The 22,981-nt window shown below is 72.3% G+C and carries 23 protein-coding genes and 1 riboswitch; of the genes, 12 read left to right on the top strand and 11 right to left on the bottom strand.

What is annotated here, in order from left to right:
• Positions 1 to 31 precede the first annotated feature (31 nt).
• From O1G22_RS30725 to O1G22_RS30715, 3 genes are all read right to left on the bottom strand, one after another.
• Positions 32 to 415 carry a DUF3040 domain-containing protein gene (locus O1G22_RS30725; RefSeq protein ID WP_053653797.1) on the bottom strand — a complete coding sequence of 128 codons (384 nt, stop codon included), beginning with the start codon at positions 413 to 415 and terminating at the stop codon, positions 32 to 34.
• A gap of 278 nt (positions 416 to 693) precedes the next feature.
• The gene (locus tag O1G22_RS30720) at positions 694 to 1,464 is read right to left on the bottom strand and encodes a methyltransferase (RefSeq protein ID WP_270084288.1); all 771 of its coding nucleotides are present in this window, start codon (positions 1,462 to 1,464) and stop codon (positions 694 to 696) included.
• A 245-nt stretch (positions 1,465 to 1,709) separates the two neighbouring features.
• Positions 1,710 to 2,270, bottom strand: a complete 561-nt coding sequence (locus O1G22_RS30715) for an SAV_6107 family HEPN domain-containing protein (protein ID WP_270084287.1) — start codon at positions 2,268 to 2,270, stop codon at positions 1,710 to 1,712.
• Positions 2,271 to 2,459: 189 nt separating this feature from the next.
• Here O1G22_RS30715 and O1G22_RS30710 point away from each other — a divergent pair, with 189 nt between their 5' ends.
• The 4 genes from O1G22_RS30710 (at position 2,460) to O1G22_RS30695 (ending at position 7,894) form a co-directional block, all read left to right on the top strand.
• Positions 2,460 to 3,233 (top strand): ATP-binding cassette domain-containing protein, encoded by a 774-nt coding sequence (locus O1G22_RS30710; protein WP_270086595.1) that lies wholly within the window; start codon positions 2,460 to 2,462, stop codon positions 3,231 to 3,233.
• Entirely contained in the window at positions 3,220 to 5,304 is a 2,085-nt protein-coding gene (locus tag O1G22_RS30705) for a YhgE/Pip family protein (protein ID WP_270084286.1), read from the top strand. The genes O1G22_RS30710 and O1G22_RS30705 overlap by 14 nt, the downstream gene beginning before the upstream one ends.
• 47 nt (positions 5,305 to 5,351) lie before the next feature.
• Complete coding sequence (locus O1G22_RS30700; RefSeq protein ID WP_225096723.1) at positions 5,352 to 5,981, top strand: TetR/AcrR family transcriptional regulator; 630 nt, start codon at positions 5,352 to 5,354, stop codon at positions 5,979 to 5,981.
• 401 nt (positions 5,982 to 6,382) lie between these two features.
• Positions 6,383 to 7,894, top strand: a complete 1,512-nt coding sequence (locus tag O1G22_RS30695) for a phytoene desaturase family protein (protein ID WP_270084285.1) — start codon at positions 6,383 to 6,385, stop codon at positions 7,892 to 7,894.
• 10 nt (positions 7,895 to 7,904) lie between these two features.
• On the opposite strand, the gene O1G22_RS30690 is transcribed toward O1G22_RS30695, so the two are convergent.
• The 5 genes from O1G22_RS30690 to O1G22_RS30670 all read right to left on the bottom strand — a co-directional run bounded on the left by O1G22_RS30690 (position 7,905) and on the right by O1G22_RS30670 (position 12,374).
• Positions 7,905 to 8,855: an SCO2102 family sporulation regulator gene (locus O1G22_RS30690; RefSeq protein WP_270084284.1), complete on the bottom strand. Its 951-nt coding sequence runs from the start codon at positions 8,853 to 8,855 to the stop codon at positions 7,905 to 7,907.
• A gap of 56 nt (positions 8,856 to 8,911) precedes the next feature.
• A complete protein-coding gene (gene metF, locus O1G22_RS30685) occupies positions 8,912 to 9,835 on the bottom strand; it encodes a methylenetetrahydrofolate reductase [NAD(P)H] (RefSeq protein WP_270084283.1) in 924 nt (307 codons plus the stop codon).
• A 123-nt stretch (positions 9,836 to 9,958) separates the two neighbouring features.
• Entirely contained in the window at positions 9,959 to 10,606 is a 648-nt protein-coding gene (gene thiE / locus O1G22_RS30680) for a thiamine phosphate synthase (protein ID WP_270084282.1), read from the bottom strand.
• A gap of 105 nt (positions 10,607 to 10,711) precedes the next feature.
• Positions 10,712 to 11,077: an Rv2175c family DNA-binding protein gene (locus O1G22_RS30675; RefSeq protein WP_094220178.1), complete on the bottom strand. Its 366-nt coding sequence runs from the start codon at positions 11,075 to 11,077 to the stop codon at positions 10,712 to 10,714.
• A 64-nt stretch (positions 11,078 to 11,141) separates the two neighbouring features.
• Positions 11,142 to 12,374 carry an NAD(P)/FAD-dependent oxidoreductase gene (locus tag O1G22_RS30670; RefSeq protein WP_270084281.1) on the bottom strand — a complete coding sequence of 411 codons (1,233 nt, stop codon included), beginning with the start codon at positions 12,372 to 12,374 and terminating at the stop codon, positions 11,142 to 11,144.
• Between the two features lie 136 nt (positions 12,375 to 12,510).
• Positions 12,511 to 12,621, top strand: a riboswitch (TPP riboswitch).
• Between O1G22_RS30670 and thiO the strand changes: the two genes are divergently transcribed.
• The 5 genes from thiO (at position 12,619) to O1G22_RS30645 (ending at position 17,776) form a co-directional block, all read left to right on the top strand.
• Positions 12,619 to 13,785: a glycine oxidase ThiO gene (gene thiO, locus O1G22_RS30665; protein ID WP_270084280.1), complete on the top strand. Its 1,167-nt coding sequence runs from the start codon at positions 12,619 to 12,621 to the stop codon at positions 13,783 to 13,785. It overlaps the preceding riboswitch by 3 nt.
• Positions 13,782 to 14,000, top strand: a complete 219-nt coding sequence (gene thiS / locus O1G22_RS30660; protein WP_270084279.1) for a sulfur carrier protein ThiS — start codon at positions 13,782 to 13,784, stop codon at positions 13,998 to 14,000. The genes thiO and thiS overlap by 4 nt, the downstream gene beginning before the upstream one ends.
• A 3-nt stretch (positions 14,001 to 14,003) precedes the next feature.
• Positions 14,004 to 14,798, top strand: coding sequence for a thiazole synthase (locus O1G22_RS30655; RefSeq protein WP_270084278.1), 795 nt, complete (start codon positions 14,004 to 14,006; stop codon positions 14,796 to 14,798).
• Between the two features lie 90 nt (positions 14,799 to 14,888).
• Complete coding sequence (gene pknB, locus O1G22_RS30650; protein ID WP_270084277.1) at positions 14,889 to 16,805, top strand: Stk1 family PASTA domain-containing Ser/Thr kinase; 1,917 nt, start codon at positions 14,889 to 14,891, stop codon at positions 16,803 to 16,805.
• 56 nt (positions 16,806 to 16,861) lie between these two features.
• Positions 16,862 to 17,776 (top strand): deoxyribonuclease IV, encoded by a 915-nt coding sequence (locus O1G22_RS30645; RefSeq protein ID WP_270084276.1) that lies wholly within the window; start codon positions 16,862 to 16,864, stop codon positions 17,774 to 17,776.
• 20 nt (positions 17,777 to 17,796) lie between these two features.
• Here O1G22_RS30645 and O1G22_RS30640 read toward each other — a convergent pair whose 3' ends face one another.
• Positions 17,797 to 18,429 (bottom strand): sulfite oxidase-like oxidoreductase, encoded by a 633-nt coding sequence (locus O1G22_RS30640; protein ID WP_270084275.1) that lies wholly within the window; start codon positions 18,427 to 18,429, stop codon positions 17,797 to 17,799.
• Between the two features lie 186 nt (positions 18,430 to 18,615).
• Here O1G22_RS30640 and bfr point away from each other — a divergent pair, with 186 nt between their 5' ends.
• Positions 18,616 to 19,095: a bacterioferritin gene (gene bfr / locus O1G22_RS30635; protein ID WP_270084274.1), complete on the top strand. Its 480-nt coding sequence runs from the start codon at positions 18,616 to 18,618 to the stop codon at positions 19,093 to 19,095.
• Here bfr and O1G22_RS30630 read toward each other — a convergent pair.
• Both O1G22_RS30630 and O1G22_RS30625 read right to left on the bottom strand, forming a co-directional pair.
• The gene (locus O1G22_RS30630; protein ID WP_225096747.1) at positions 19,092 to 19,343 is read right to left on the bottom strand and encodes a (2Fe-2S)-binding protein; all 252 of its coding nucleotides are present in this window, start codon (positions 19,341 to 19,343) and stop codon (positions 19,092 to 19,094) included. The genes bfr and O1G22_RS30630 overlap by 4 nt on opposite strands.
• A 149-nt stretch (positions 19,344 to 19,492) precedes the next feature.
• Positions 19,493 to 20,845 carry a class II 3-deoxy-7-phosphoheptulonate synthase gene (locus tag O1G22_RS30625; RefSeq protein WP_270084273.1) on the bottom strand — a complete coding sequence of 451 codons (1,353 nt, stop codon included), beginning with the start codon at positions 20,843 to 20,845 and terminating at the stop codon, positions 19,493 to 19,495.
• A 106-nt stretch (positions 20,846 to 20,951) separates the two neighbouring features.
• On the opposite strand from O1G22_RS30625, the gene O1G22_RS44935 reads away from it, so the two are divergent.
• Together O1G22_RS44935 and O1G22_RS30620 are read left to right on the top strand one after the other, a co-directional pair.
• Positions 20,952 to 21,008: a trp operon leader peptide gene (locus O1G22_RS44935; RefSeq protein WP_428986522.1), complete on the top strand. Its 57-nt coding sequence runs from the start codon at positions 20,952 to 20,954 to the stop codon at positions 21,006 to 21,008.
• Between the two features lie 88 nt (positions 21,009 to 21,096).
• Complete coding sequence (locus O1G22_RS30620; protein ID WP_270084272.1) at positions 21,097 to 22,968, top strand: anthranilate synthase family protein; 1,872 nt, start codon at positions 21,097 to 21,099, stop codon at positions 22,966 to 22,968.
• The last annotated feature ends 13 nt before the right edge of the window (positions 22,969 to 22,981 follow it).

The raw sequence follows: 22,981 nt of genomic DNA, 5'->3' as shown, positions 1-22,981 counted from the left end.
GTCGGTGTCGGCGGAAATCCGCCGGACGGCGCTAGTGGCCCTGTTCGTCGCGGCGGCGCTGCCAGCGCTCCTCGATCCGGTCCATCATGGAGCGCTTCGGACGCGCCTGCCGGCGAACGGCGCCCGCGGGCTGCTCGCCCGGCTTCGGCGCCTTGCGCCAGCCGGTGACGGCGAGTACGGCGCAGCCCAGCATGACGAGGAAACCCACCACACTGACCCAGATCAGCTGCGCGACCATTCCGGCCATGAGGAGCGCGATACCCACGAGGAAGCCTGCGACCGCCTGGTAGACCCGACGCCGGGTATACGTCCGCAGCCCGCTTCCCTCAAGCGCCGACGCGAACTTGGGATCTTCGGCGTACAGCGCTCGCTCCATCTGCTCAAGCATTCGCTGCTCGTGCTCCGAGAGCGGCACGGAGTCCTCCTCATCGTGCAGTCGCCGGGGCGACCCGGGGGGTCCCTTCAGGATAGGCAGGGAATCGCCCCCGTGAAACCCGCCCCTCTACGCCAGTTGGCCAACCGGAGTCCGTCATGGCCGTCCCGGCTCGCTGAGGCTTCCATTCCCCTGCGGCCGACCCGTCATGCCGGGTGGTGCACCTCGATCATACGGCGCAAACCCCTCGATCGGGGGGTCTTGTGTCGTACTCCATCCGCCGTCGATGCCCTGATCAGCGGCGGATCCCGGCCGTGTGTTCAGGCCCTGGCGGCACCCGGTGTCTCGCCGAGCACATGGAGCTGGGTGGCGACGGAGTGGAACGCGGGCAGCTCGGCCGCGGCGGCCTCCAGCTTGAGGAGGGCGTCGAGGGCGCTGGGCTCGGTGTCCACCAGGACGCCGGGCACGAGGTCGGCGAAGACCCGCACGCCGTGCACGGCGCCGACGGTCAGGCCCGCGCCCTCGACCAGCGCGGTGAGCTGCTCGGCGGTGAACCGGCGCGGCATCGGGTCGCCGGTGCCCCAGCGGCCGTCGGGGTCCTGCAGCGCCTGCCGGGCCTCCGTGAAGTGCCCGGCGAGGGCGCGGGCGAGCACGGCGCCGCCGAGGCCGGCGGCGAGCAGGCTGAGGACGCCCTCGGAGCGCAGTGCGGCGACCGCGTTGCGCACGCCCTCGGCCGGGTCGTCGACGTACTCCAGGACGCCGTGGCACAGCACGACGTCGTAGCCGCCGCGCTCCACCACGTCGAACAGGCCGTGCGCGTCGCCCTGGACGCCCCGGACCCGGTCGGCGACGCCGGCCTCGGCGGTCCGGCGCTCCAGTGCGAACAGCGCGTTGGGGCTGGGGTCGACCACGGTGACGTGGTGGCCGAGCCTCGCGAGGGGCACGGCGAAGTTGCCGCTGCCGCCCCCGGTGTCGAGGACGTCCAGCGACTCCCGTCCCGTGGCCTTGACCCGGCGGTCGAGGGCGTCCTGGAGGACCTCCCAGACCACGGCGGTACGGAGAGAGGCGCGGGGGCGCAAGGGGTCCGACACGGCAGTTGACTCCTCGGCGGGACGGAAGGCTTCAGGCATCTCCACCCTATTGCCTCCGGCGCCCTGCCGGTCACCGTGGCCGGGTAGGTCGCGGTACGTCTCGCCCGCCGGGCAGCCCTTTGGATCGTTCGCCTCCGGGGCGCTCTCAGCCGGTGTCGAGAGCCCGACCGTGCTCAACCCTTCGGGCCTCCGCGCACTCGCGCTCTCGGCACCGGCGCACCCCTCCGGCTCACTCCGGCCCGTGGTCAGCCCGCGTCCGGAAGGTCACCCGGGGCATTCGCACCCGGCGGTTCCCCCGTGTCCCTGCGGGGCTGGGGCAGGACGGGCTGGAGGACGAGCAGCCGCTCCACGATGCGCAGGAACATCTCGACGTCGCGTATCAGGTCGTCGGCGTCGCGCTGTCCCGCCGCGCCCTGGATGCCGGCCTCCGCGCGGGCGCGGCGGGCGGCCCCGGCGGCGAACAGGGCGCTCCACTCGGTCAGTTCGGGGGCGATCTCGGGCAGTACTTCCCAGGCGCTGCGGATCCGGGCACGGCGGCGCGGGTTGGTCTCGGGCCGGCCCCGGGCGGCGAGCACGGCGGCGGCGGTGCGCAGGGCGGCGAGGTGGGCCGTGGCATAGCGCTCGTTCGGCGTGTCCAGCACGGCGGCCTCCGCCAGTCCGGCGCGGGCCTGGGCGAGCAGGTCGAGGGCGGCGGGCGGGGCCGTGGTCCGGCGGAGCACGGGGTGCACGTCGCTCGCCGGGCCGGTCAGTGAGGGGGCAGGGCCGGTGGCGCGGCGCCGGCGGGCGGCGGCGGACGGGTTGGCCATGACGAACCTCCTGTCGTCTGGGTGACGGCACGCCCTCACACGGGGTGTGCCGTATGTGCTCATCGTGCGGTATGCCACTGACAATCCGATCTGACCTGCGGTTTTGCCTCGCTCGTAGGTTCGGGCGTACTTTTGCACTGACCAGTCAGTTCAAAAACACGGGGATCAGGCAGGGGGCCTGTGGACGGCATGAAAGGCATGGCGGACGGCATGGACGGCGCGCACGGCGTGGACGTCACGGTCGAGGGCCTCGGGCTCAGGGGACCGCGGGGGTGGGCCTTCCGCGGTATCACCCTCGGCGCGAGGCCCGGCTCGCTCATCGCGATCGAGGGACCGTCCGGCTCCGGCCGCACGAGCCTGCTGCTCGCACTCACCGGGCGGATGAAGCCCACCGAGGGCACGGCCGCCGTCGGCGGGCTCGCCCTCCCGAGGCGCATGGCCGCTCTGCGCCGGACCAGCGCCGTGGCCAACGTGGCCGGGGTGACGGACCTGGAGCCGGCCCTGACCGTCGGCGAGCATCTGCGTGAACGCGCGCTGCTGCAGAGCCGGTTCGGCGACTCCCTGCGCGATCTGCTGCGCCCCCGCACCCAGCGCGTGCACGAGGCGCGGCTGCGCGTCGACGCCGCCCTGGCCGCCGCCGGGCTCGACCTGGAGACGCTGCCCAAGGGCTCCCGCACGGCCGTACGCGACCTGGAGCGGCTCCAGGAACTGCGCCTGTCCATCGCGCTGGCCCTGCTCGGCCGGCCCGGCCTGATCGGTGTCGACGACATCGATCTCGGGCTCTCGGACGCCGAACGCGCCGAGGCCTGGGACCTGCTGCGCTCCCTCACGCGCGCGGGGACGACGGTGGCGGCCGTCTGCCGCACCGCGCCCGCGGACTGCCTGGCCGTACGCATGGGCGGGACGGACGGGACCAGTGCCGAGCGGAGCGGCCCGAAGGAGGACGCCGATGCGCTCGCCTAGGCTGGCCGCCCTCGAACTGCGCCGCTTCGGGCGCGGGAAGCTGCCCCGGGCCGCCCTGGTCGCGCTGCTCGTGCTGCCGTTGCTCTACGGCGCCCTGTACCTGTGGTCGTTCTGGGACCCGTACGGCCGCCTGGACCGCATCCCGGTGGCCCTGGTGAACGACGACAAGGGCGCCACGGCAGGCGGGAAGAAGATCAGTGCCGGGGACGACATCGTCGCCGGGCTGCGCGACAGCCGGACCTTCGACTGGCACGAGGTGAGCGACGCGCAGGCGCGCGCGGGCGTGGAGAACGGCACGTACTACCTGTCGCTGACCATGCCGGCCGACCTCAGCAGGCGGATCGCGTCCAGTTCCGGCGACGCCCCCGAGACCGGCGCCCTTCAGGTGCGCACCAACGACGCGAACAACTACATCGTCGGCCAGATCTCCCGGACCGTCTTCAACGAGGTGCGCTCGGCCGCCTCCAGCAAGGCCTCCCGCACCTTCCTGGACAAGATCTTCGTCTCGTTCACCGACATCCACGGCAGGACCGTCACCGCCGCCGAGGGCGCCGACCGGCTGAACACCGGCATCGGGAAGGCCGAGAAGGGCTCCAAGGACCTCGCCGACGGGCTGAAGGACGCCAAGAGCGGCAGCGGCAGGCTGGCCAAGGGCCTGAAGAAGCTGGACACGGGCGCCGGTGACCTCCAGGACGGGTCCCGGCAGGTCGCCGACGGCACACAGGCACTCGCCGACAAGGTCGACGGCGTCCACGACAAGGCCGGACCGTTCCTGAGGGACAACGGCAGGACCATCGGGGACACCGCGCGCCTGCTCTCCGACTCGGCGAAGACCGTCAAGGACAACCTCGACGTCCTGATGAAGCTCGCGCCCGCCGCCGACCGGACCGCGCACGGCTCCTCCGCCGTCCTGGACGCGGTCTACCGGGCACGCTGCGAGACCGCGACGCTCCCCGACCCGGCCTGCGCGGACCTGAAGCGCGCCAGGACCGCCGCCGCCGAGGTGGCCGGCGTCGCCGACGACCTCGGCACGCTGGTCGCCGACCAGAACGGCGACCTGAGGACGATGAGAGCCAACCTCGGCACGCTCCAGAAGCAGGCCGACGCCCTCGCCGCGAGCGCACCGCACCTCGCCGAGGACGTCGACGACGCCGTCAAGAAGATCGACAAACTGAACGCCGGCGCCCAGAAGGTCGCGGCCGGGGCGAAAGAGCTGCACGCCGGGCTGGGCACCGCCCGGACCGGCGCCGACACCCTGGACCAGGGCATCGGTACGGCGGCCACGGGCGCCCAGACCCTGAACGGCGGCCTGTACAAGCTGTCCGACGGCTCCGGGAAGCTCGCCGGCGGGCTGCACGACGGCGCGAAGCGGATCCCGGACTACGACAAGCGGGAGCGGGACGCGCGCACCGGCGTGATGGCCGACCCGGTCCAGCTGGCCTCCCATGACCTGCACAAGGCGCCGAACTACGGCACCGGGTTCGCCCCGTACTTCATCCCGCTGTCCCTCTGGGTCGGCGCGATGGTGGCCTACATGCTGATCCAGCCGCTCAACCGGCGCGCCCTGGCGGCCGGTTCGCCGGCCTGGCGGATCGCGCTCGCCGGCTGGCTGCCGGTGGTCGCCGTGGGCGTGCTCCAGGTGGCGGCGCTGATGGCCGTACTGCACTGGGCGATCGGCCTGCAGATGCTGCGTGCGGCCGGCACGATCGGCTTCCTGTTCCTGGTCACCGCGTGCTTCGGGGCGATCGTCCAGTGGCTGAACGCCCGCTTCGGCGCGGCGGGCAGGATCCTGGTGCTGGCCTTGCTGATGCTCCAGCTGACCTCGGCGGGCGGCACGTACCCCGTGCAGACCAGCCCGGGTTTCTTCACCGCGATCCACCCGTTCCTGCCGATGAGCTACATCGTCGAGGCGCTGCGCCGGCTGATCACCGGCGGCGGCCTCGGCCCGGTCTGGCAGGCGTGCGCCGTGCTGGCCGCGTTCACGGCGGGGGCGCTCACCCTGACCGCCCTCGCGGCCCGGCGCCGCCAGGTGTGGACCCTGGACCGGCTGCACCCGGAGCTGAGCCTGTGATCCGGCAGAAGACCCGGCACGCGCGCGTACCTGTGAGAATCGGGGCCATGGAAAGCAGCAGCGCCAGGTCCGGCGGCAGCACGCGCCGCGAGGCCACCCGGCAGAAGCTCTACGAGGCGGCCGTCACACTCATCGCCGAGCAGGGCTTCTCCGCGACGACGGTGGACGAGATCGCCGAGCGGGCCGGGGTCGCGAAAGGCACGGTCTACTACAACTTCGCGAGCAAGTCGGTCCTCTTCGAGGAGCTGCTGCGACACGGGGTGGGCCTGCTCACCGCCTCCCTGAAGGAGGCCGCGGAGCGCACCGCGCGCGAGGGCGGCAGCAAGGTGGACGCGCTGGACGCGATGGTCCGCGCGGGCCTGGTCTTCATCGACCGCTACCCCGCCTTCACCCAGCTGTACGTGGCCGAGCTCTGGCGCACCAACCGGGCCTGGCAGTCCACGCTGATGGTGGTCCGGCAGGAGGCCGTCGCGGTGGTCGAGGGGGTGCTGCGCGAGGGCGTGGCGGCCGGGGAGTTCAGCGACGAGATCGATGTGCAGCTGACAGCGGCCGCGCTGGTCGGCATGGTCCTGGTGGCCGCGCTGGACTGGAAGTCCTTCCAGCCGGAGCGCTCCCTGGACGACGTCCACGCGGCCCTGTCACGGCTGCTCCAGGGGCGGGTCAGCGGAAGGGGCTGAGACACGAGGAGGGCGCCGGCCCGCTGTGGACCGGCGCCCTCCCCCTCCCCGTGCTCCCCGTGCATCCCCGTACTCCCCTGTACGGTTCTCCCCCGTTGGTCCCCCGTGGGTGGTCGTTCCCCCGGGTCCCCCGTCTCGCTTCCGCCGACGGATCGGCGGAAGGAGCGGCCAGGTGGCGGGCGCCGTTCCGCCGCCCCGTGTCGGCGGTGCCGGGCCGCGCCCCCTTGCCGTGCCTCCACTCTCCCGTCCGCGCGGGTCGCGCCCCATCCGCGCGCGTACTCATCTCGCCGCCTAGGTACGGATACTCAGTCCTGCGCACGTGTGCCCCCACAGCGCTCCGCACGGTCGCACGGACCCGCCCCCGGCTCCGGTTGTCAGTGGCGGTCGATAAAGTCGCAGGCATGGCACGGATTGTGGTGATCGGCGCCGGGATGGGCGCGATGGCGGCCGCCGCCCGGCTGGCCGTCGCGGGCCACCGGGTGACGGTGTACGAGCGGACGGACACGTACGGCGGTGCGGTGCGCCGGTTCGAGCGGGACGGGTTCGCGTTCGACACCGGTCCCGGCCTGCTGACGCTGCCCGCCGTGTACCGCGATCTGTTCGTCAAGACCGGCAAGGAGCCGCTGGAGGACTGCGTCGAGCTGGTGCAGGTCGACCCGTCCTCGCGGCATGTCTTCGCGGACGGCACCGAGGTGTCGGTGCCGAACGCCTCGCGCGCGGGCGTGGTCGCGGCCCTGGACGAGGCGCTGGGTGCGAGCGCGGGCGAGCGCTGGGGCGAGTTCCTGGTGCGGGCCCGGGAGGCCTGGGACCGCACCCGCAGACCGCTGCTGGAGGAGCCGCTGTGGCCCAACTGGCGGGTGCTGGCCGACAAGGAGCCGTATCCGGGCGTCCCGCACAAGCGTCTGCTGCGCACCCGGCGCGCGAGCACGCTGGCCGAGGTGGGTGACTGGGAACTGCGGGACGAGCGGCTGACGGCCCTGCTGGAGAGCCACGCCCTCGCTCACGGCCTCGATCCGCGGACCGCTCCGGCGAGCGCGGCCGTGCTGCCGTACATGGAGCACGCCTTCGGCACCTGGTATGTGCGCGGCGGCATGAGGGAGTTGGCGCGCGCGGTGTACGAGCGGTGTGTGCGGCGCAGGGTCGAGTTCGTCTTCGGCGCCGAGGTCGCCCGGGTCCTGGAGAAGGACGGCCGGGCGGCCGGGGTGGAGCTGACCGACGGGACGGTGGCGGAGGCGGACCATGTCGTGGCGGACGTGGACCCGGTACGGCTGCGAGCCCTGACGGAGCATCCGCTGGACGAGGACGGCGATGTACGGGCCGACCTGGTCCAACCCCTGCCCGGTCGGTTCACCCTCCTGCTGGCCCTGCGCGGCGGACGCGGGGCCGGGGCCGCACACCGCACGGTCGTGCACCCGCCCGCCCCCGAGTCGGAGCTGGACTTCCTGGTCTCTCCCGGCGGTGACGAGCCGCCGTTGCCCACGGTGACGGTGCTGCGCCCCGACGACCCCGCTCTCAAACCGGACGAGGAGCACGAGTCCGTGGTGGTCTCCGCCGTGGTGTCGAGCGAGGTCGGCTGGGAGGACGAGGGCACGGTCCGGCGCTACACGGATCTGCTCCTGGAAGCCGCCCGGCCCGCAATACCCGGACTGGCCGAGCGCCTGCTGTGGCACGAGGTGCGCACACCGGAGCACGTCGAGGACGAGACGGGCGCGCGCTTCGGAGCGGTGCCCGCGCCTGCCCTGGCCGCCGGCCGAGGCAGGTTCCTGCACCCGGCGAACACCACGCGGCTGCCCGGTCTGTACCGGGTGGGCGGCTGGTCCCACCCCGGCGGCGGTCTGCCGCACGCGGGCATGTCGGGCGCGCTGGTGGCGGGGCTGATCGTGGAGGGCCCGGAGTTCCGCGGCTCCCAGTGACGGGAGTCCGTCAGAAACGGTACTGCTCGTCGTACCCGGCGCCGGGCTGCGCCTGCTGCGCCTGGCCGTGCTCCTGGCCCTGGTACGGGTAGGGGTACGGCTGCTCGGGCGGGAGTTCGCCGCCGTAGGTCTCGTCGGTGCGCTGCTGCGGCACCCACACCCCGCCGGGCGGGGTCTCGCCGTAGCCGCCGGCGTACGGCTCCTGTGCGTAGCCCTGCTGGCCGTACTGCCCCGCGTAGCCGGTGTCGTACGCGCCGCCGCCGTAGGACTGGGTGCCGATGTACGGGTCGGAGTAGTTGGCGTAGCCCTGCTGGCCCCCGGCGTCGTAGCCGTAGCCCTGCTGGCCGTAGCCGGAGTAGTCGTAGGCGTAGGCCTGCTGCCCGGCCCCCTGGGGCTGGGCCGCGGTCGCGTGGGTGGCGGTGTCGCCGTAGACGCCGTAGGAGCCGGTGTCCTCGGGCAGCGGCTGGGGCTCGTAGACGGTGGTGGGCTCGACGGGGCGGGCCGGGGTGAAGACGTCGTCGCGGTCGTAGTCGTCGTAGTCCTCATGGCCCTGGGCGTAGACGGGCTGTTCGGGCTGCCCGTCCTCCTCGGGGCCGGTGGGCTCCGGGTCGGCCGCCTCCAGTGCCGGGTCCTGCCGCTCCGCCTTGCCGCGACGGCGCTTGCTGCCCCCGCCGCCCGCTCCGGGGTCGGCGCCGCTCTCGTCGTCGGGGCGCTTGACCGCCCAGCCGGCGGCGAAGCCGCGGCGGAACGACAGGGTGACGTAGGTCTGGCCGACGGCGAAGGCGATGGCGCCGATGCCGATGACGATCACGGACGGCAACAGCACACCGATCACGACACCGAGGAACCCGGCGAAGGCGAGCAGCCGCCAGCGCAGCCGCGCCTTGTACTGAAGCAGCACCTCGCCCAGCAACCACAGCGCGACGATGCCGAACGCGATGTAGAGGACCGTCCAGCCCATGTACGCCCCTCTCCCAGTGACCGCTACGCAGTGTGTCGTATCACGGTGCGGCCGGTCTAGGCCTGCGGGGGGTGGTGCAGGCCCAGGTTCTCGTAGATTTCCAGGGTCGCCGTGGAGTTGTTGAGCGTGATGAAGTGCAGTCCGGGCACTCCCTCGGCGAGCAGCCGAGCGCAGAACTCCGTGGCGAAGTCGATTCCGATGGAGCGTACCGCCGCCGGATCGTCCTTGGCTGTGAGGATCCGCTCTTTCAGGGCGTCCGGGAAAACCGCATTGCTGAGTTTGGGCAGGCGTTCCAGCATCTTCACGCTGGTGACCGGCAGGACCTCGGGAATCACCGGGGTGTCACAGCCCGCGGCCACCACGCGGTCGCGCAGCCGGAGATACGACTCCGGCTGGAAGAACATCTGTGTGATGGCGTAGTCGGCGCCCGCGCGGCACTTGTCCACGAAGTGGGAGACGTCGGTGTCCCAGTCCACGGAGCGCGGGTGCATCTCCGGGAACGCGGCGACGCCCACGCAGAAGTCGCCCGACTCCTTGATGAGCCGGACGAGCTCGGCCGCGTAGGTCAGGCCCTTGGGATGCCGGACCCACTCGCCCATGGGGTCGCCGGGCGGGTCGCCGCGCACGGCGAGCATGTTGCGGATGCCCGCGTCCGCGTACTGGCCGATGATGTTGCGCAGTTCGGCGATGGAGTGGTCGACCGCGGTGAGGTGGGCGACCGGGGTGAGCGTGGTGTCGGCGACGATCTGCTGGGTCTCCTTGACCGTGCCCGCCCGGGTGGAACCGCCGGCGCCGTAGGTCACGGAGACGAAGTCGGGCGCGACCGCCTCGACCCGCCGGAGCGCGCTCCACAGGTTCCGCTCACCCTTGGGGGTCTTCGGCGCAGAGAACTCGAACGAGTACGTCTTTTTCCCGGTGGCGAGAATGTCGCGCACGGTGCGTGCGCGATCAGTCCTGGTGGAGGGGGTTCCGAGGGCCATACGGGCAGGTTAGCCAGGGGTGGGCGGTCACCCAACCGGATGCCGGGAATTTGCCCGAATTGTCGGCTTGATGTCCACCCCTTGGACAGAACCCCGGACGGAAACCCGGGCGACGGCGTGTCGCTACGCCTGTCGCAGCCGCTTCGCGAACTCGACGGCGGCCGCTCCCGGGTCGTCGGCCTCGGTGATCGCGCGGACCACGACCACCCGGCGGGCGCCCGCGTCCAGCACCTCGTCGAGGTTGGCGAGGTCGATGCCGCCGATGGCGAACCAGGGGCGCTCGGTGCCCAGGCCCGCCGTGTACCGCACCAGGTCCAGGCCGGGGGCGTGGCGGCCGGGCTTGGTGGGGGTGGGCCAGCAGGGGCCGGTGCAGAAGTAGTCCACGCCGTCCTGCACGGCGGCCGCCGCGGCCTCGGACTCGGCGTGCGTGGAACGGCCGACCAGCACCTCGTCGCCGAGGATGGCGCGGGCCGCCGGGACCGGCAGGTCGCCCTGCCCGAGGTGGAGCACATCGGCGCGGGCGGCGTGGGCGACGTCCGCGCGGTCGTTGACCGCGAGCAGCTTGCCGTGCCGGGCGCAGGCGTCGGCGAAGACCTCCAGGTGCGCCAGCTCCTCGGCGGCCTCCATGCCCTTGTCCCGCAACTGCACGATGTCGACACCGCCGGCCAGCACCGCGTCCAGGAACTCGGGCAGGTCGCCCTGGCGCCTGCGCGCGTCCGTGCACAGGTACAGACGGGCGCCGGCGAGCGCGGTGCGTGCGGTGTCGGACATGCGTGGGTCCCCCCGGGGTGGGTGTCGCTGGCGGCTTTCGCGGGCGGCGTACGGGCTCCTGCTGTGGCTGTGGCCCGTACGCCACCCCTCGTGGTGCGGGTCGGCTCAGACGGCGAGCGCCTGGGCGCGGCGCTTCACCTCCGTGCCGCGATTCTCGCTCAGGGCCTGCGCGGGGGTGCCCGGCAGGGTCGGATCGGGGGTGAAGAGCCACTCGATCATCTCTTCGTCCGTGAAGCCGTCGTCCCGCAGCAGCGTCAGGGTCCCGGACAGGCCCTTGACGACCTTGTCCCCGTCGATGAAGGCGGCGGGGACGTGCAGCGCCCGGTTCTCACCTCGGCGTACGGCGATGAGCTGGCCCTCCTTGACCAGCTGCCGCACACGCGTCACCTCGACGTCGAGCATCTCTGCGATGTCGGGGAGGGTGAGCCAGGCGGGGACGAGAGCATCGATCTTTGCGTCAATCTCGGTCACAGGGACAAGCCTGCCATCCCTCACTGACAGTCGGAAGTCAGGCAGGTCCAGCTGGGAGGGTGTGCTAGTCGGCGGTTGCGTCCTTCAGGGGTTTGCCCGGGTCCGCCAGCGCCTGCGCGTCCATGGCGCGGCCCGCCTCGATCAGCTTCCGGCCCTGGGCCAGATCGCGCGGCCGGCCGACGGCCAGCACGGCCACGAGGCGGTCCTCGCGCAGCCAGCACACCGTCCAGGCGGGGCCCGCCGGGTCGCCGCGCCAGACCAGCCGGTCGGCGGCGGCGTGATGCCCGGCGTACTGCACGAAGCGGCCGAACTGCTCGGACCAGAAGTACGGCACCGGGTCGTACACCCGCGGGGTCTCCCCCAGGATGTTCGCGGCGACCGTGCGCGGGCCCTGCAGGGCGTTGTCCCAGTGGTGGACGAGCAGCCGTTCGCCGTAGCGGGCCGAGGGGAAGGAGGCGCAGTCGCCGACCGCGTACACGTCCGCCACACCGGTGCGCAGGTGGGCGTCGGCGAGGACGTCCCCGTGCGGGCCCAGCTCGATGCCGGAGCCGGCCAGCCAGCCGGTGGCGGGGCGGGCGCCGATGCCGACGACGACGGCGCCCGCGGGCAGCCGTGTGCCGTCGGCGAGCACCACCGCGCCGGGCTCGACGCGCTCCACGCGCGCGTGGGTGCGCAGTTCGGCACCCGCGTCGGCGTACCAGGCGGCCATGGGGGCCGCGACCTCGGCGGGCAGGGCGCCGGCGAGCGGCCGGTCGGCGGCCTCGACGACGGTGACCGCGCAGCCCGCCTCGCGCGCGGCCGTGGCGAACTCGGCGCCGATCCAGCCGGCGCCGACGACCACGATCTCGTGCTGCCGGGCGAGCACCGGCCGCAGCCGTTCGGCGTCGTCCAGGGTGCGCAGCAGATGCACGCCGGGCACGCCCTCGGTGCCGGGCAGGGTGATCGGTTCGGCGCCGGTGGCGAGGACCAGGACGTCGTACGGCACCGGGCCCGCCTCGGTGTCCAGCTCGTGCTCGTCGGTGCGCACGCCCAGCACCTCGCAGCCGAGCCTCAGCTCGACGCCGAGCGAGTCGAAGTCCACCTCGAAGGCGGAGTCCTCGGCCTTGCCGAGCAGCACGGCCTTGGACAGCGGCGGCCGGTCGTACGGCTGGTGCGGCTCGGCGCCGAGCAGGGTGACGGCGCCCTTGAAGCCCTGTTCCCGCAGCGCGACCGCGGTCTGCACCCCGGCCATGCCCGCGCCGACGACGACCACGCGCCGCCCCTGTGCCGTGCCCTCCTGGGCTGTGTGCTCGCTCACCTGATCACCATAGACACGTGACGCAGGGTGAGTCACCGGGCGTACTCGGTGACCTGCTCCACACCGCCCGTACGCCGGGCGGCGGGCGGGGGCTCTCTTACGGGTGGCGGGCGCGGCGGGCTAGGGTGGCCCCCGTACACGCACTCGCGGGAGCCCGGCGCACCGGGCTGAGAGGGAGGCTGGCGGCCTCCGACCGTACGAACCTGATCCGGGTCATGCCGGCGAAGGGAGGGGCTGGACGCCCATGTCGTCACGTACGTCCGACGTCCTCGTCATCGGGGGCGGAATCATCGGCCTGGTCACGGCCTGGCGCGCGGCGCAGCGCGGGCTCACCCCGGCCGTGGTGGACCCCGAACCCGGCGGCGGGGCCGCGCGGGTCGCGGCCGGGATGCTGGCCGCGGTCACCGAACTGCACTACGGCGAGGAGACCCTGCTCGCCCTGAACCTGGAGTCGGCCCGCCGCTATCCGGCCTTCGCGGCGGAGCTGACCGAACTGACCGGCCACGACCTCGGCTACCGCCGCTGCGGCACCCTCCAGGTCGCGCTCGACGCCGACGACCGCGCCCACCTGCGCGAACTGCACGCCCTGCAGCAGCGCTCCGGCCTGGAGTCGGAGTGGCTGTCCGGGCGGGAGTGCCGGCGTCTGGAGCCGATGCTGGCGCCCGGGGTGCGCGGCGGGCTGCGGGTCGACGGCGACCACCAGATCGACCCGCGGCGGCTGGCCGCGGCCCTCGTGGTCGCGTGCGAGCGGGCGGGGGTGGTGTTCCACCGCGCGTGGGCCGAGCGGCTGGACGTCGTGGGCGGCCGGGCCGCCGGGGTCACCACGGCGGACGGCACACAGCTGCGCGCGGGGCGGGTGGTGCTCGCGGCCGGGAGCCTGAGCGGCCGGCTCGCCGGAGTGCCCGAGGGGCTGCTGCCGCCGGTGCGGCCGGTCAAGGGAGAGGTGCTGCGGCTGACGGTGCCGCGCCGGTACGCGCCGTTCCTGAGCCGGACCGTGCGGGCCATGGTCCGCGGCGGCCATGTGTATCTGGTGCCCCGGGAGAACGGCGAGCTGGTCGTCGGCGCGACCAGCGAGGAGCTGGGCTGGGACACGACGGTCACCGCCGGTGGCGTGTACGAGCTGCTGCGCGACGCCCATGAGCTGGTGCCGGGCATCACCGAGCTGCCGCTCACCGAGACCCGCGCCGGGCTGCGGCCCGGTTCGCCCGACAACGCGCCGCTGCTCGGCCCGTCCGGGCTCGACGGGCTGCTGCTGGCCACCGGGCACTACCGCAACGGGGTGCTGCTCACGCCGGTCACCGGCGATGTCATGGCACAGCTGCTGGCCGACGGCGAACTGCCGGAAGAGGCCCGTCCGTTCACCCCGCAGCGCTTCGGCGCCGACGCCGTCCTCCAGGAGCAGTCCGCATGAGCACCTCCGTCACCGTCTCCATCTCCGTCAACGGTGAGCGCCGGGAGGTCGCCGCGGGTACCGCGCTCAACTCCGTCGTACGCTCCCTGGTCGCCGCGCCCGCCGGGGTGGCCGCGGCCGTCAACGAGACCGTCGTCCCGCGCGCGCAGTGGGCGGCCACCGCGCTGGCCGAGGGCGACCGGGTCGAGGTCCTCACCGCAGTGCAGGGAGGCTGAGCCATGGCCGACGATTCCTTGGTCCTCGGGGGTACGGCGTTCTCGTCGCGGCTGATCATGGGCACGGGCGGTGCGCCCAGCCTGGAGGTGCTGGAGCGGGCGCTGCTCGCCTCCGGCACGGAGCTGACGACGGTCGCGATGCGGCGGGTGGACCCTTCCGTGCACGGCTCGGTGCTGTCGGTGCTGCAGAAGCTGGGCATCCGGGTGCTGCCGAACACGGCGGGCTGTTTCACCGCCGGGGAGGCGGTGCTGACCGCGCGGCTGGCCCGGGAGGCGCTGGGCACGGAGCTGATCAAGCTGGAGGTCATCGCCGACGAGCGGACGCTGCTGCCGGATCCGGTGGAGCTGCTGGAGGCGGCGGAGACGCTGGTCGACGACGGGTTCACGGTGCTGCCGTACACGAACGACGATCCGGTGCTCGCGCGGAAGCTGGAGGATGCCGGGTGTGCGGCGGTGATGCCGCTGGGGTCGCCGATCGGGTCGGGGCTCGGGATCCGCAATCCCCACAACTTCCAGCTGATCGTGGAGCACGCGCGCGTACCGGTGATTCTGGACGCGGGGGCCGGTACGGCGTCGGACGTCGCGCTGGCGATGGAGCTGGGGTGTGCCGGGGTGATGCTCGCCTCCGCGGTGACACGGGCGCAGGAGCCGGAGCTCATGGCCGCCGCGATGAGGCATGCGGTGGAGGGGGGCCGGCTGGCCCGGCTGGCGGGGCGGATTCCGCGCCGGCACTTCGCGGAGGCCTCCTCCCCCACCGAGGGACGCGCCCGCCTGGATCCCGAGCGCCCGGCCTTCTGATCGCGCGCGCGTCACAGCTGTGCTGCATTCCGTCGCCGGAATCAGCGCACCGTGCGGCACTGTCGGTCGGTCCTCGTAGACTCCCCTTTCGTGGATACGACCCTTCAGGACCCCCTCGTCGGGCAGGTGCTCGACGGCCGTTATCGCGTCGACGCGCGGATCGCCGTCGGCGGGATGGCCACGGTCTACCGGGCCCTGGACACCCGGCTGGACCGCGTTCTCGCGCTGAAGGTGATGCACCCGACGCTCGCGGCCGACGGTTCCTTCGTCGAGCGGTTCATCCGGGAGGCGAAGTCGGTCGCCCGGCTGGCGCACCCGAATGTGGTGCAGGTCTTCGACCAGGGGGCCGACGGGTCGTACGTGTACCTGGCGATGGAGTACGTCGCCGGGTGCACCCTGCGGGACGTGCTGCGCGAGCGCGGGGCACTGCAGCCCCGCGCGGCCCTCGACATCCTGGAGCCCGTCCTCGCCGCGCTCGGCGCCGCGCACCGGGCCGGGTTCGTGCACCGGGACATGAAGCCCGAGAACGTGCTGATAGGCGACGACGGGCGGGTCAAGGTCGCCGACTTCGGACTCGTGCGGTCCGTGGACACCGTGACCAGCACCACCGGTGCCGTGCTCGGGACCGTGTCGTATCTCGCGCCCGAGCAGATCGAGCAGGGCACCGCCGACCCGCGCGTCGACGTCTACGCGTGCGGTGTCGTGCTCTACGAGATGCTGACGGGCGGCAAGCCGCACTCCGGGGACAGCCCCGCGCAGGTGCTCTACAAGCACATCCACGAGGACGTGCCGCCACCCTCGGCACTGGTGCCGGGGCTGGCGCGAGAACTGGACGGGCTGGTCGCGGTGGCCACCGCGCGCACCCCGGAGGGCCGGCCGGAGGACGCCGTGGCGCTGCTCGCCCGGGTGCGGGAGGCGCACCAGGGACTGAGCGATGCACAGCTGGACGCGATGCCGCCGCAGGCGCTGTCCGCCGAGCACGACAACGCCGGCGACCGTACGAGCGTGATACCGCGCTCGCTCACCGTGCCCCGGCCGCTGCCCGTCAACGAGGACGAGTCCGACGGGGGCGCCGTCCGGCACACCAGCCGGCTCCAGGCCCCGCCGGTGCCGCCCCGGCGGCCGAAGCGGCTGGTGCTGACGGTCGTCGCCGCCGTCCTCGTCATATTCGGCGTCGGCGCGGGGGTCTGGTACATCAACTCCGGCCAGTTCACAAAGGTCCCGCCGCTGCTGTCGAAGACGGAGGCGCAGGCGCGCGAGCGGCTGCGGGCGGCCGGGCTCGACGTCGGCCAGATCAAGCGCGAGTACAACGACACCGTCAGGCGCGGCACGGTCATCGGCACCGACCCGGCGCCCGGCGCCCGCATCCGCGGCCATGACGCGGTGACGCTGACCGTGTCGCTGGGCCCCGAGACGGTGAACGTGCCGGATGTGGCGGGCAAGCCGCTGGCCGAGGCGCGCAGGCTGCTGAGGGCGGACGGGCTGGAACCGGGCATGGTGACCCGGGAGTTCAGCGAGGACGTCGGCGCGGGCTCCGTGATCGGCACGACCCCGCAGGCGGGCACCAAGCGGCACGCGGGCTCGGCGATCGCGCTGACCGTCAGCAAGGGCAGCCCGATCGACGTCCCGGACGTCACCGGAGACGATCCGGCCGACGCCCAGCAGACGCTGACGGACGCCGGGCTGAAGGTGGTCATCGCCCCGGACCAGGTCAATTCCGAGTACGACAAGGGCAAGGTGGCCCAGCAGAGCCCGGGCAACGGCAGCCAGGCCGCCGCGGGCGACACGGTGACGCTGACGCTGTCCAAGGGTCCGCAGATGGTCCAGGTGCCGGACGTGACCGGCGACAGCGTGGACGACGCCCACAAGGCGCTGGAGGGCGCGGGCTTCAAGGTGAGCGACGACCGCGGGATCCTCGGGCTGTTCGGGGACACCGTGAAGAAGCAGTCGGTGAAGGGCGGCGACATGGCGACCAAGGGTTCGACGATCACGATCACCATCCGGTGACCGGGGTCACCGGGGAGCGTGCTCGGCGGCAGGGGCGGACATGACACCCTGAACGGGTGAGCCCCGTTCAGCCGTCCCCTCAGTCGTCCTCCCGGCCGTCCCCCCGGTCGTCCCTCCCCCGCAATCCCGTCGGCGGCCATGTGCCCGTGGCCGGCGGTCTGCACTCGGTCGGGCTGTCGTACGCCCGTGCGCTGCGGGCGGAGACCGTGCAGGTCTTCGTGGCCAACCCGCGCGGCTGGGCCACCCCGGCCGGGAACCCGAAGCAGGACGAGGCGTTCCGCACGGCCTGCGCCGAGGAGTCGATCCCGGCGTACGTCCACGCGCCCTACCTGATCAACTTCGGCTCCCACACCGAGGCGACCGTGGAGCGGTCGGTGGAGTCGCTGCGGCACTCCCTGCGGCGCGGGCGGGAGATCGGCGCGCTGGGTGTCGTCGTCCACACGGGCAGCGCGACCGGCGGACGCGAGCGGTCGGTGGCGCTGCGGCAGGTACGGGAGCACGTGCTGCCGCTGCTGGACGAGCTGACCCACGACGACGATCCGTTCCTGCTGCTGGAGTCGACCGCGGGGCAAGGGGCCTCGCTCTGCTCCCGGACCTGGGACTTCGGACCGTACTTCGCGGCGCTGGACGCCCATCCGAAGCTGGGCGTGTGCCTGGACACCTGCCACATCTTCGCCGCCGGGCACGATCTCACCGGCCCGAGCGGCATGCACCAGACCCTCGATCTGCTGGTGGACACCGTCGGCGAGGGCCGGCTGAAGCTGATCCACGCCAACGACTCCAAGGACGTGGTCGGCGCCCACAAGGACCGGCACGAGAACATCGGCGCCGGCCACATCGGCGAGGACCCGTTCCGCGCCCTGATGACCCACCCCGCGACCGAGGGCGTCCCGCTGATCATCGAGACGCCGGGCGGGCAGGCCGGGCACGCGGCGGACGTGGAGCGGCTGAAGAAGCTGCGGAACGGCTGACCGGCGGGGTGACCGGAGAGCTACAGCTCCGGTCCCTCCCCCGGTTCCTCCTGGTAGGAGTACCGCTGTTCCTTCCAGGGGTCGCCGACGTTGTGGTAGCCGCGTTCCTCCCAGAAGCCGCGGCGGTCGGCGGTCATGTACTCCACGCCGCGGACCCACTTCGGGCCCTTCCAGGCGTAGAGGTGGGGCACGATCAGGCGGACCGGGAAGCCGTGCTCGGCGGTGAGGAGTTCGCCGTCCTTGTGGGTCGCGAAGATCGTGCGGTCGGAGGCGAAGTCCGACAGGCGGAGGTTGGAGCTGAAGCCGTACTCCGCCCAGACCATCACATGGGTGACGTCCGGGGCCGGCGGGGCCAGGTCCAGGATCGCGGCGGCCGGGACACCGCCCCACTCGGCGCCGATCATGCTGAACTTCGTCACGCAGTGCAGATCGGCCACCACGGTGGTGTACGGCAGCGCCGTGAACTCCTCGTGACCCCAGGTGTGCTTGTCGCCGTCGGCGGTGGCGCCGAAGACCCGGAAGTCCCAGCGCTCGGGGCGGAACTTCGGCACCGGCCCGTAGTGCGTGACCGGCCAGCCACGCTGGAGCCGCTGACCCGGCGGAAGCTCGGACCCTGCCGACGCTCCAGACTCTCGCTCCACCGGATGACCCATGTATCCATCCTGACAGACCTCGGGCAGTGCCCTTGACCACCTTGTCCCGAAACGGACAAGGCATATCAACTCTGCCCGTACCTACTAAGTACGCACTTACTGGACGATCTTCCCCACCGGTGCAATCATGCCGCCGCACGCCTCCCTGTCTTTTCCCCGTCTTCCCGTCCGGAAGGAGCCGTTTCGATGCAGGGCGACCCCGAGGTCATCGAATTCCTCAACGAGCAGCTCACCGGCGAGCTGACCGCGATCAACCAGTACTTCCTGCACGCGAAGATGCAGGAGAACTCCGGCTGGTACAAGCTCGCCAAGTACACGCGCCACGAGTCGTTCGACGAGATGAAGCACGCGGAGGTGCTCACCGACCGGATCCTGTTCCTGGAGGGGCTGCCGAACTACCAGCGGCTCTTCCACGTCCGGGTCGGGCAGACCGTGAAGGAGATGTTCGAGGCGGACCGGCAGATCGAGGTGGAGGCGATCGACCGGCTCAGGCGGGGCATCAAGGTGATGCGCGAGAAGGGCGACATCACGTCCGCGAACATCTTCGAGGACATCCTCGCCGACGAGGAGCACCACATCGACTACCTCGACACCCAGCTGGAGCTGCTGGAGAAGCTCGGCGAGGCGCTCTACCTCGCCCAGGTCATCGAGCAGCCGGAGACCTAGGCCGCCCTCGGGATGCCGGGCGCCTCGGATTCCCCGGGCAGCTCCGCCAGCACCGGCCGGCCCTGGTCAGCCAGCTCGCGGCGGGGGCAGGCGCCGCGGCCGAGGAGGGCCTGGATACGGCGGACGCACGAACCGCAGTCCGTGCCCGCCTTGCAGGCGGAGGCTATCTGGCGGGGGGTGCAGGCACCGTCCTCCGCGTGCTGCTTGACCTGGGCCTCGGTGATGCCGAAGCAGCTGCAGACGTACACGCGGATTCACCTCCCGACGGGATTGCCGTATGAGCGCCATCCCCTTGATCGGTGAGGCAAACCTAACCTTACCCGCCGCACGGGGCCCGTAAAAGGGGCGAGGGGCGCGGATCGGGTGTGATCCGCGCCCCAGATCGGCCCAGGGGCGCTTACTGGTCCCGGTACATCTCCGCCACGAGGAAGGCCAGGTCGAGCGACTGGCTGCGGTTCAGCCGGGGGTCGCAGGCCGTCTCGTAGCGCTGGTGCAGATCGTCGACGAAGATCTCGTCGCCGCCGCCCACGCACTCGGTGACGTCGTCGCCGGTCAGCTCCACGTGGATGCCGCCCGGGTGGGTGCCGAGGGCCTTGTGGACCTCGAAGAAGCCCTTGACCTCGTCGAGCACGTCGTTGAAGCGGCGGGTCTTGTGCCCGGAGGCCGCCTTGAAGGTGTTGCCGTGCATCGGGTCGGTCACCCAGGCCACCGTCGCACCGGACGCCGTGACCTTCTCGACCAGCTCGGGCAGCTTGTCGCGGATCTTGTCGGCGCCCATGCGGACGATGAAGGTCAGCCGGCCCGGCTCCCGCTCGGGGTCGAGGCGGTCGATGTACTTCAGCGCCTCCTCGGCCGTCGTGGTCGGGCCGAGCTTGATGCCGATCGGGTTGCGGATCTGCGAGGCGAACTCGATGTGCGCGTGGTCCAGCTGCCGGGTGCGCTCACCGATCCACACCATGTGCGCGGAGACGTCGTACAGCTTGCCGGTGCGCGAGTCGACCCGGGTCAGGGCGGACTCGTAGTCCAGCAGCAGCGCCTCGTGCGAGGAGAACAGCTCGACGGTCTTGAACTCCTCCGGGTCCGTGCCGCAGGCCCGCATGAAGTTCAGCGCGTTGTCGATCTCCCGCGCGAGCTGCTCGTAGCGCTGGCCCGACGGCGAGGTCCGCACGAAGTCCTGGTTCCAGGCGTGCACCTGGCGCAGGTCGGCGTAGCCGCCGGTGGTGAAGGCGCGCACCAGGTTCAGCGTGGACGCCGAGGCGTTGTACATGCGCTTCAGCCGCTCGGGGTCCGGGATCCGGGACGCCTCGGTGAAGTCGAAGCCGTTGACGGAGTCGCCCCGGTACACCGGAAGCGTTACGCCGTCGCGGGTCTCGGTCGGCTTGGAGCGCGGCTTGGAGTACTGCCCCGCGATGCGGCCCACCTTCACCACGGGCACGGCGGCCGCGTAGGTGAGGACGGCACCCATCTGGAGCAGCGTCTTGAGCTTGTTGCGGATGTGGTCGGCGGACACCGCGTCGAAGGCCTCGGCGCAGTCGCCGCCCTGGAGGAGGAACGCCTCTCCCTTGGCGACGGCAGCCATCCGGGCGCGCAGCTGGTCGCACTCGCCCGCGAAGACGAGCGGCGGATACGACTCAAGGTCCGCGATCACTGCGCGCAGAGCCTCGGGGTCGGGGTACTCGGGCTGCTGCGCCGCGGGCAGGTTTCGCCAGGTGTTGCCAGCGCTCGCGCTGGTCTTAGCGTTCACGGTCACCTCGTAAACATTACGGGGTCGTGCGGCATGGGGTTGTTTCCGGCTCGAAGGGTGAGACGCACGGTTTGCCCCCTGGACGGGCGGCGGGTGCGGTAGGGTTCCTCGCATGTTCGCGCTTTCCCACCAGAACTGGTGGTGGACCGCTCCTTCGGCGGCCCACTGACTGCGCGTACCCAGACTTCGCGAAGGCCGCCCGAGGGGCGGCCTTCGGTGTTTCCGGGGCCGTTCCTCCCGTACCTGGCAGAGGAACCATGGACCTGACACAGCTGCTCCACGACGATCGCCCCTTCGCCCTGCTCCGCCGCCGCACGCCCGGCCACGACGAGAGCACGGTGGAGGTCCTGCTCGGCCCGGTCACGCGCCGCGACCGCCTGGCGGACCTGCCCGACGAGGGGCTCGCGCTCATCCCGTTCCGGCAGATCCGCGAGCGCGGCTTCGACGTCCGGGACGACGGCACCCCGCTGCTGGTCCTCACCCCCGAGGAGTCGTACGAGATCCCGCTCGACAGGGCGCTGTCCCAGCTCCCCGCGCACGCCGTGCGGGTCGAGGGCGGCGGCTTCGACGTCGACGACGAGGAGTACGGCGAGATCGTCGGCCGTGTACTGCGCGAGGAGATCGGCCGGGGCGAGGGCGCGAACTTCGTGATCCGGCGCACCTACGAGGGCGAGATCCCCGGGTTCAGCCGGGCCGACGCGCTCGCGCTGTTCCGGCGGCTGCTGGCGGGTGAGCGGGGGGCGTACTGGACGTTCGTCATGCATACCAAGGAGCGCACGCTGGTCGGCGCGAGCCCTGAGGTGCACGTACGGATGTCCGGCGGGACCGTCGTCATGAACCCGATCAGCGGGACGTACCGGTATCCGGCTGAGGGCCCGACGCCCGAGCACCTGCTGGATTTCCTCGCCGACGGCAAGGAGATCGAGGAGCTGTCGATGGTCGTCGACGAGGAGCTGAAGATGATGTGCACCGTCGGCGACATGGGCGGGGTCGTCGTCGGACCGCGGCTGAAGGAGATGGCCCACCTCGCGCACACCGAGTACGAGCTGCGCGGGAAGTCGTCCCTGGACGTGCGCGAGGTGCTGAGGGAGACCATGTTCGCGGCGACCGTCACCGGCTCGCCGGTGCAGAACGCGTGCCGGGTGATCGAGCGGTATGAGCCCCTCGGGCGGGACGGTGTCGGGCGGGGGTACTACGCGGGCGCGCTGGCGCTGCTCGGCCGGGACTCGGGCGGCGCGCAGACCCTCGACTCCCCCATCCTCATCCGCACCGCCGACATCGATGCCGACGGCCGGCTCCGCGTCCCGGTCGGCGCAACCCTCGTCCGCGGCTCGGACCCGGCGGGCGAGGTCGCGGAGACACACGCGAAGGCGGCGGGTGTGCTGGCGGCTCTCGGGGTACGGCCGTCCCGGCCGCGTGAGGAGCACGCGCGCGTGCGTCTCGCCGACGACCCACGCGTGCGTGCCGCGCTCGACGGGCGCCGGGCCGCCCTCGCCCCCTTCTGGCTGCGGATGCAGGAACGGTCCGCGGAGCTCGACGGACACGCCCTGGTCGTCGACGGCGAGGACACCTTCACGGCGATGCTGGCGCACGTACTGCGCTCCGGCGGCCTCGACGTGACCGTCCGGCGGTACGACGAGCCGGGGCTGCGGGACGCGGTGCTCGCGCACGAGGGGCCGCTCGTGCTGGGCCCCGGGCCCGGCAACCCGTCCGACCTGGCCGATCCGAAGATGCGGTTCCTGCGGGAGCTGACGGCGTCCGTGCTCCGGGAGCACCGGCACGGGGTGCTCGGGGTGTGCCTCGGGCATGAGCTGATCGCGGCCGAGCTGGGGCTGGAGATCGTCCGCAAGGAAGTGCCGTACCAGGGGGCGCAGACGACCGTGGACCTGTTCGGGCGGGAGGAGACCGTCGGGTTCTACAACAGCTTCGTGGCCCGGTGCGACGACGAGGCGGCCCGGGAGCTGGCCGCGCACGGGATCGAGGTGAGCCGGGCGGCGAACGGGGAGGTGCACGGGCTGCGCGCGGATCGTTTCGCATCGGTGCAGTTCCACCCGGAGTCCGTGCTGACGCTGAACGGCCGGGCGATCGTGGCGGAACTGCTGAAGGGAGCACTTCTCCAGCAGCCGTGACGCCTGCTGTGGG

Origin of the sequence: Streptomyces camelliae, assembly GCF_027625935.1 — a bacterium.
GTDB classification, from domain to species: Bacteria; Actinomycetota; Actinomycetes; order Streptomycetales; family Streptomycetaceae; genus Streptomyces; species Streptomyces camelliae.
This window is presented reverse-complemented; position numbering and strand designations above follow the sequence as displayed.

Coding starts and splice junctions, on each gene's coding strand:
- O1G22_RS30715 (WP_270084287.1), bottom strand. CDS start 2,270: ATGGCCAACCCGTCCGCCGCCGCCCGCCGGCGCCGCGCCACCGGCCCT.
- O1G22_RS30620 (WP_270084272.1), top strand. CDS start 21,097: ATGGACCTGACACAGCTGCTCCACGACGATCGCCCCTTCGCCCTGCTC.
- O1G22_RS30710 (WP_270086595.1), top strand. CDS start 2,460: ATGAAAGGCATGGCGGACGGCATGGACGGCGCGCACGGCGTGGACGTC.
- metF (WP_270084283.1), bottom strand. CDS start 9,835: ATGGCCCTCGGAACCCCCTCCACCAGGACTGATCGCGCACGCACCGTG.
- thiO (WP_270084280.1), top strand. CDS start 12,619: ATGTCGTCACGTACGTCCGACGTCCTCGTCATCGGGGGCGGAATCATC.
- O1G22_RS30705 (WP_270084286.1), top strand. CDS start 3,220: ATGCGCTCGCCTAGGCTGGCCGCCCTCGAACTGCGCCGCTTCGGGCGC.
- O1G22_RS30640 (WP_270084275.1), bottom strand. CDS start 18,429: ATGGGTCATCCGGTGGAGCGAGAGTCTGGAGCGTCGGCAGGGTCCGAG.
- thiS (WP_270084279.1), top strand. CDS start 13,782: ATGAGCACCTCCGTCACCGTCTCCATCTCCGTCAACGGTGAGCGCCGG.
- bfr (WP_270084274.1), top strand. CDS start 18,616: ATGCAGGGCGACCCCGAGGTCATCGAATTCCTCAACGAGCAGCTCACC.
- O1G22_RS30695 (WP_270084285.1), top strand. CDS start 6,383: ATGGCACGGATTGTGGTGATCGGCGCCGGGATGGGCGCGATGGCGGCC.
- O1G22_RS30655 (WP_270084278.1), top strand. CDS start 14,004: ATGGCCGACGATTCCTTGGTCCTCGGGGGTACGGCGTTCTCGTCGCGG.
- thiE (WP_270084282.1), bottom strand. CDS start 10,606: ATGTCCGACACCGCACGCACCGCGCTCGCCGGCGCCCGTCTGTACCTG.
- O1G22_RS30690 (WP_270084284.1), bottom strand. CDS start 8,855: ATGGGCTGGACGGTCCTCTACATCGCGTTCGGCATCGTCGCGCTGTGG.
- O1G22_RS30700 (WP_225096723.1), top strand. CDS start 5,352: ATGGAAAGCAGCAGCGCCAGGTCCGGCGGCAGCACGCGCCGCGAGGCC.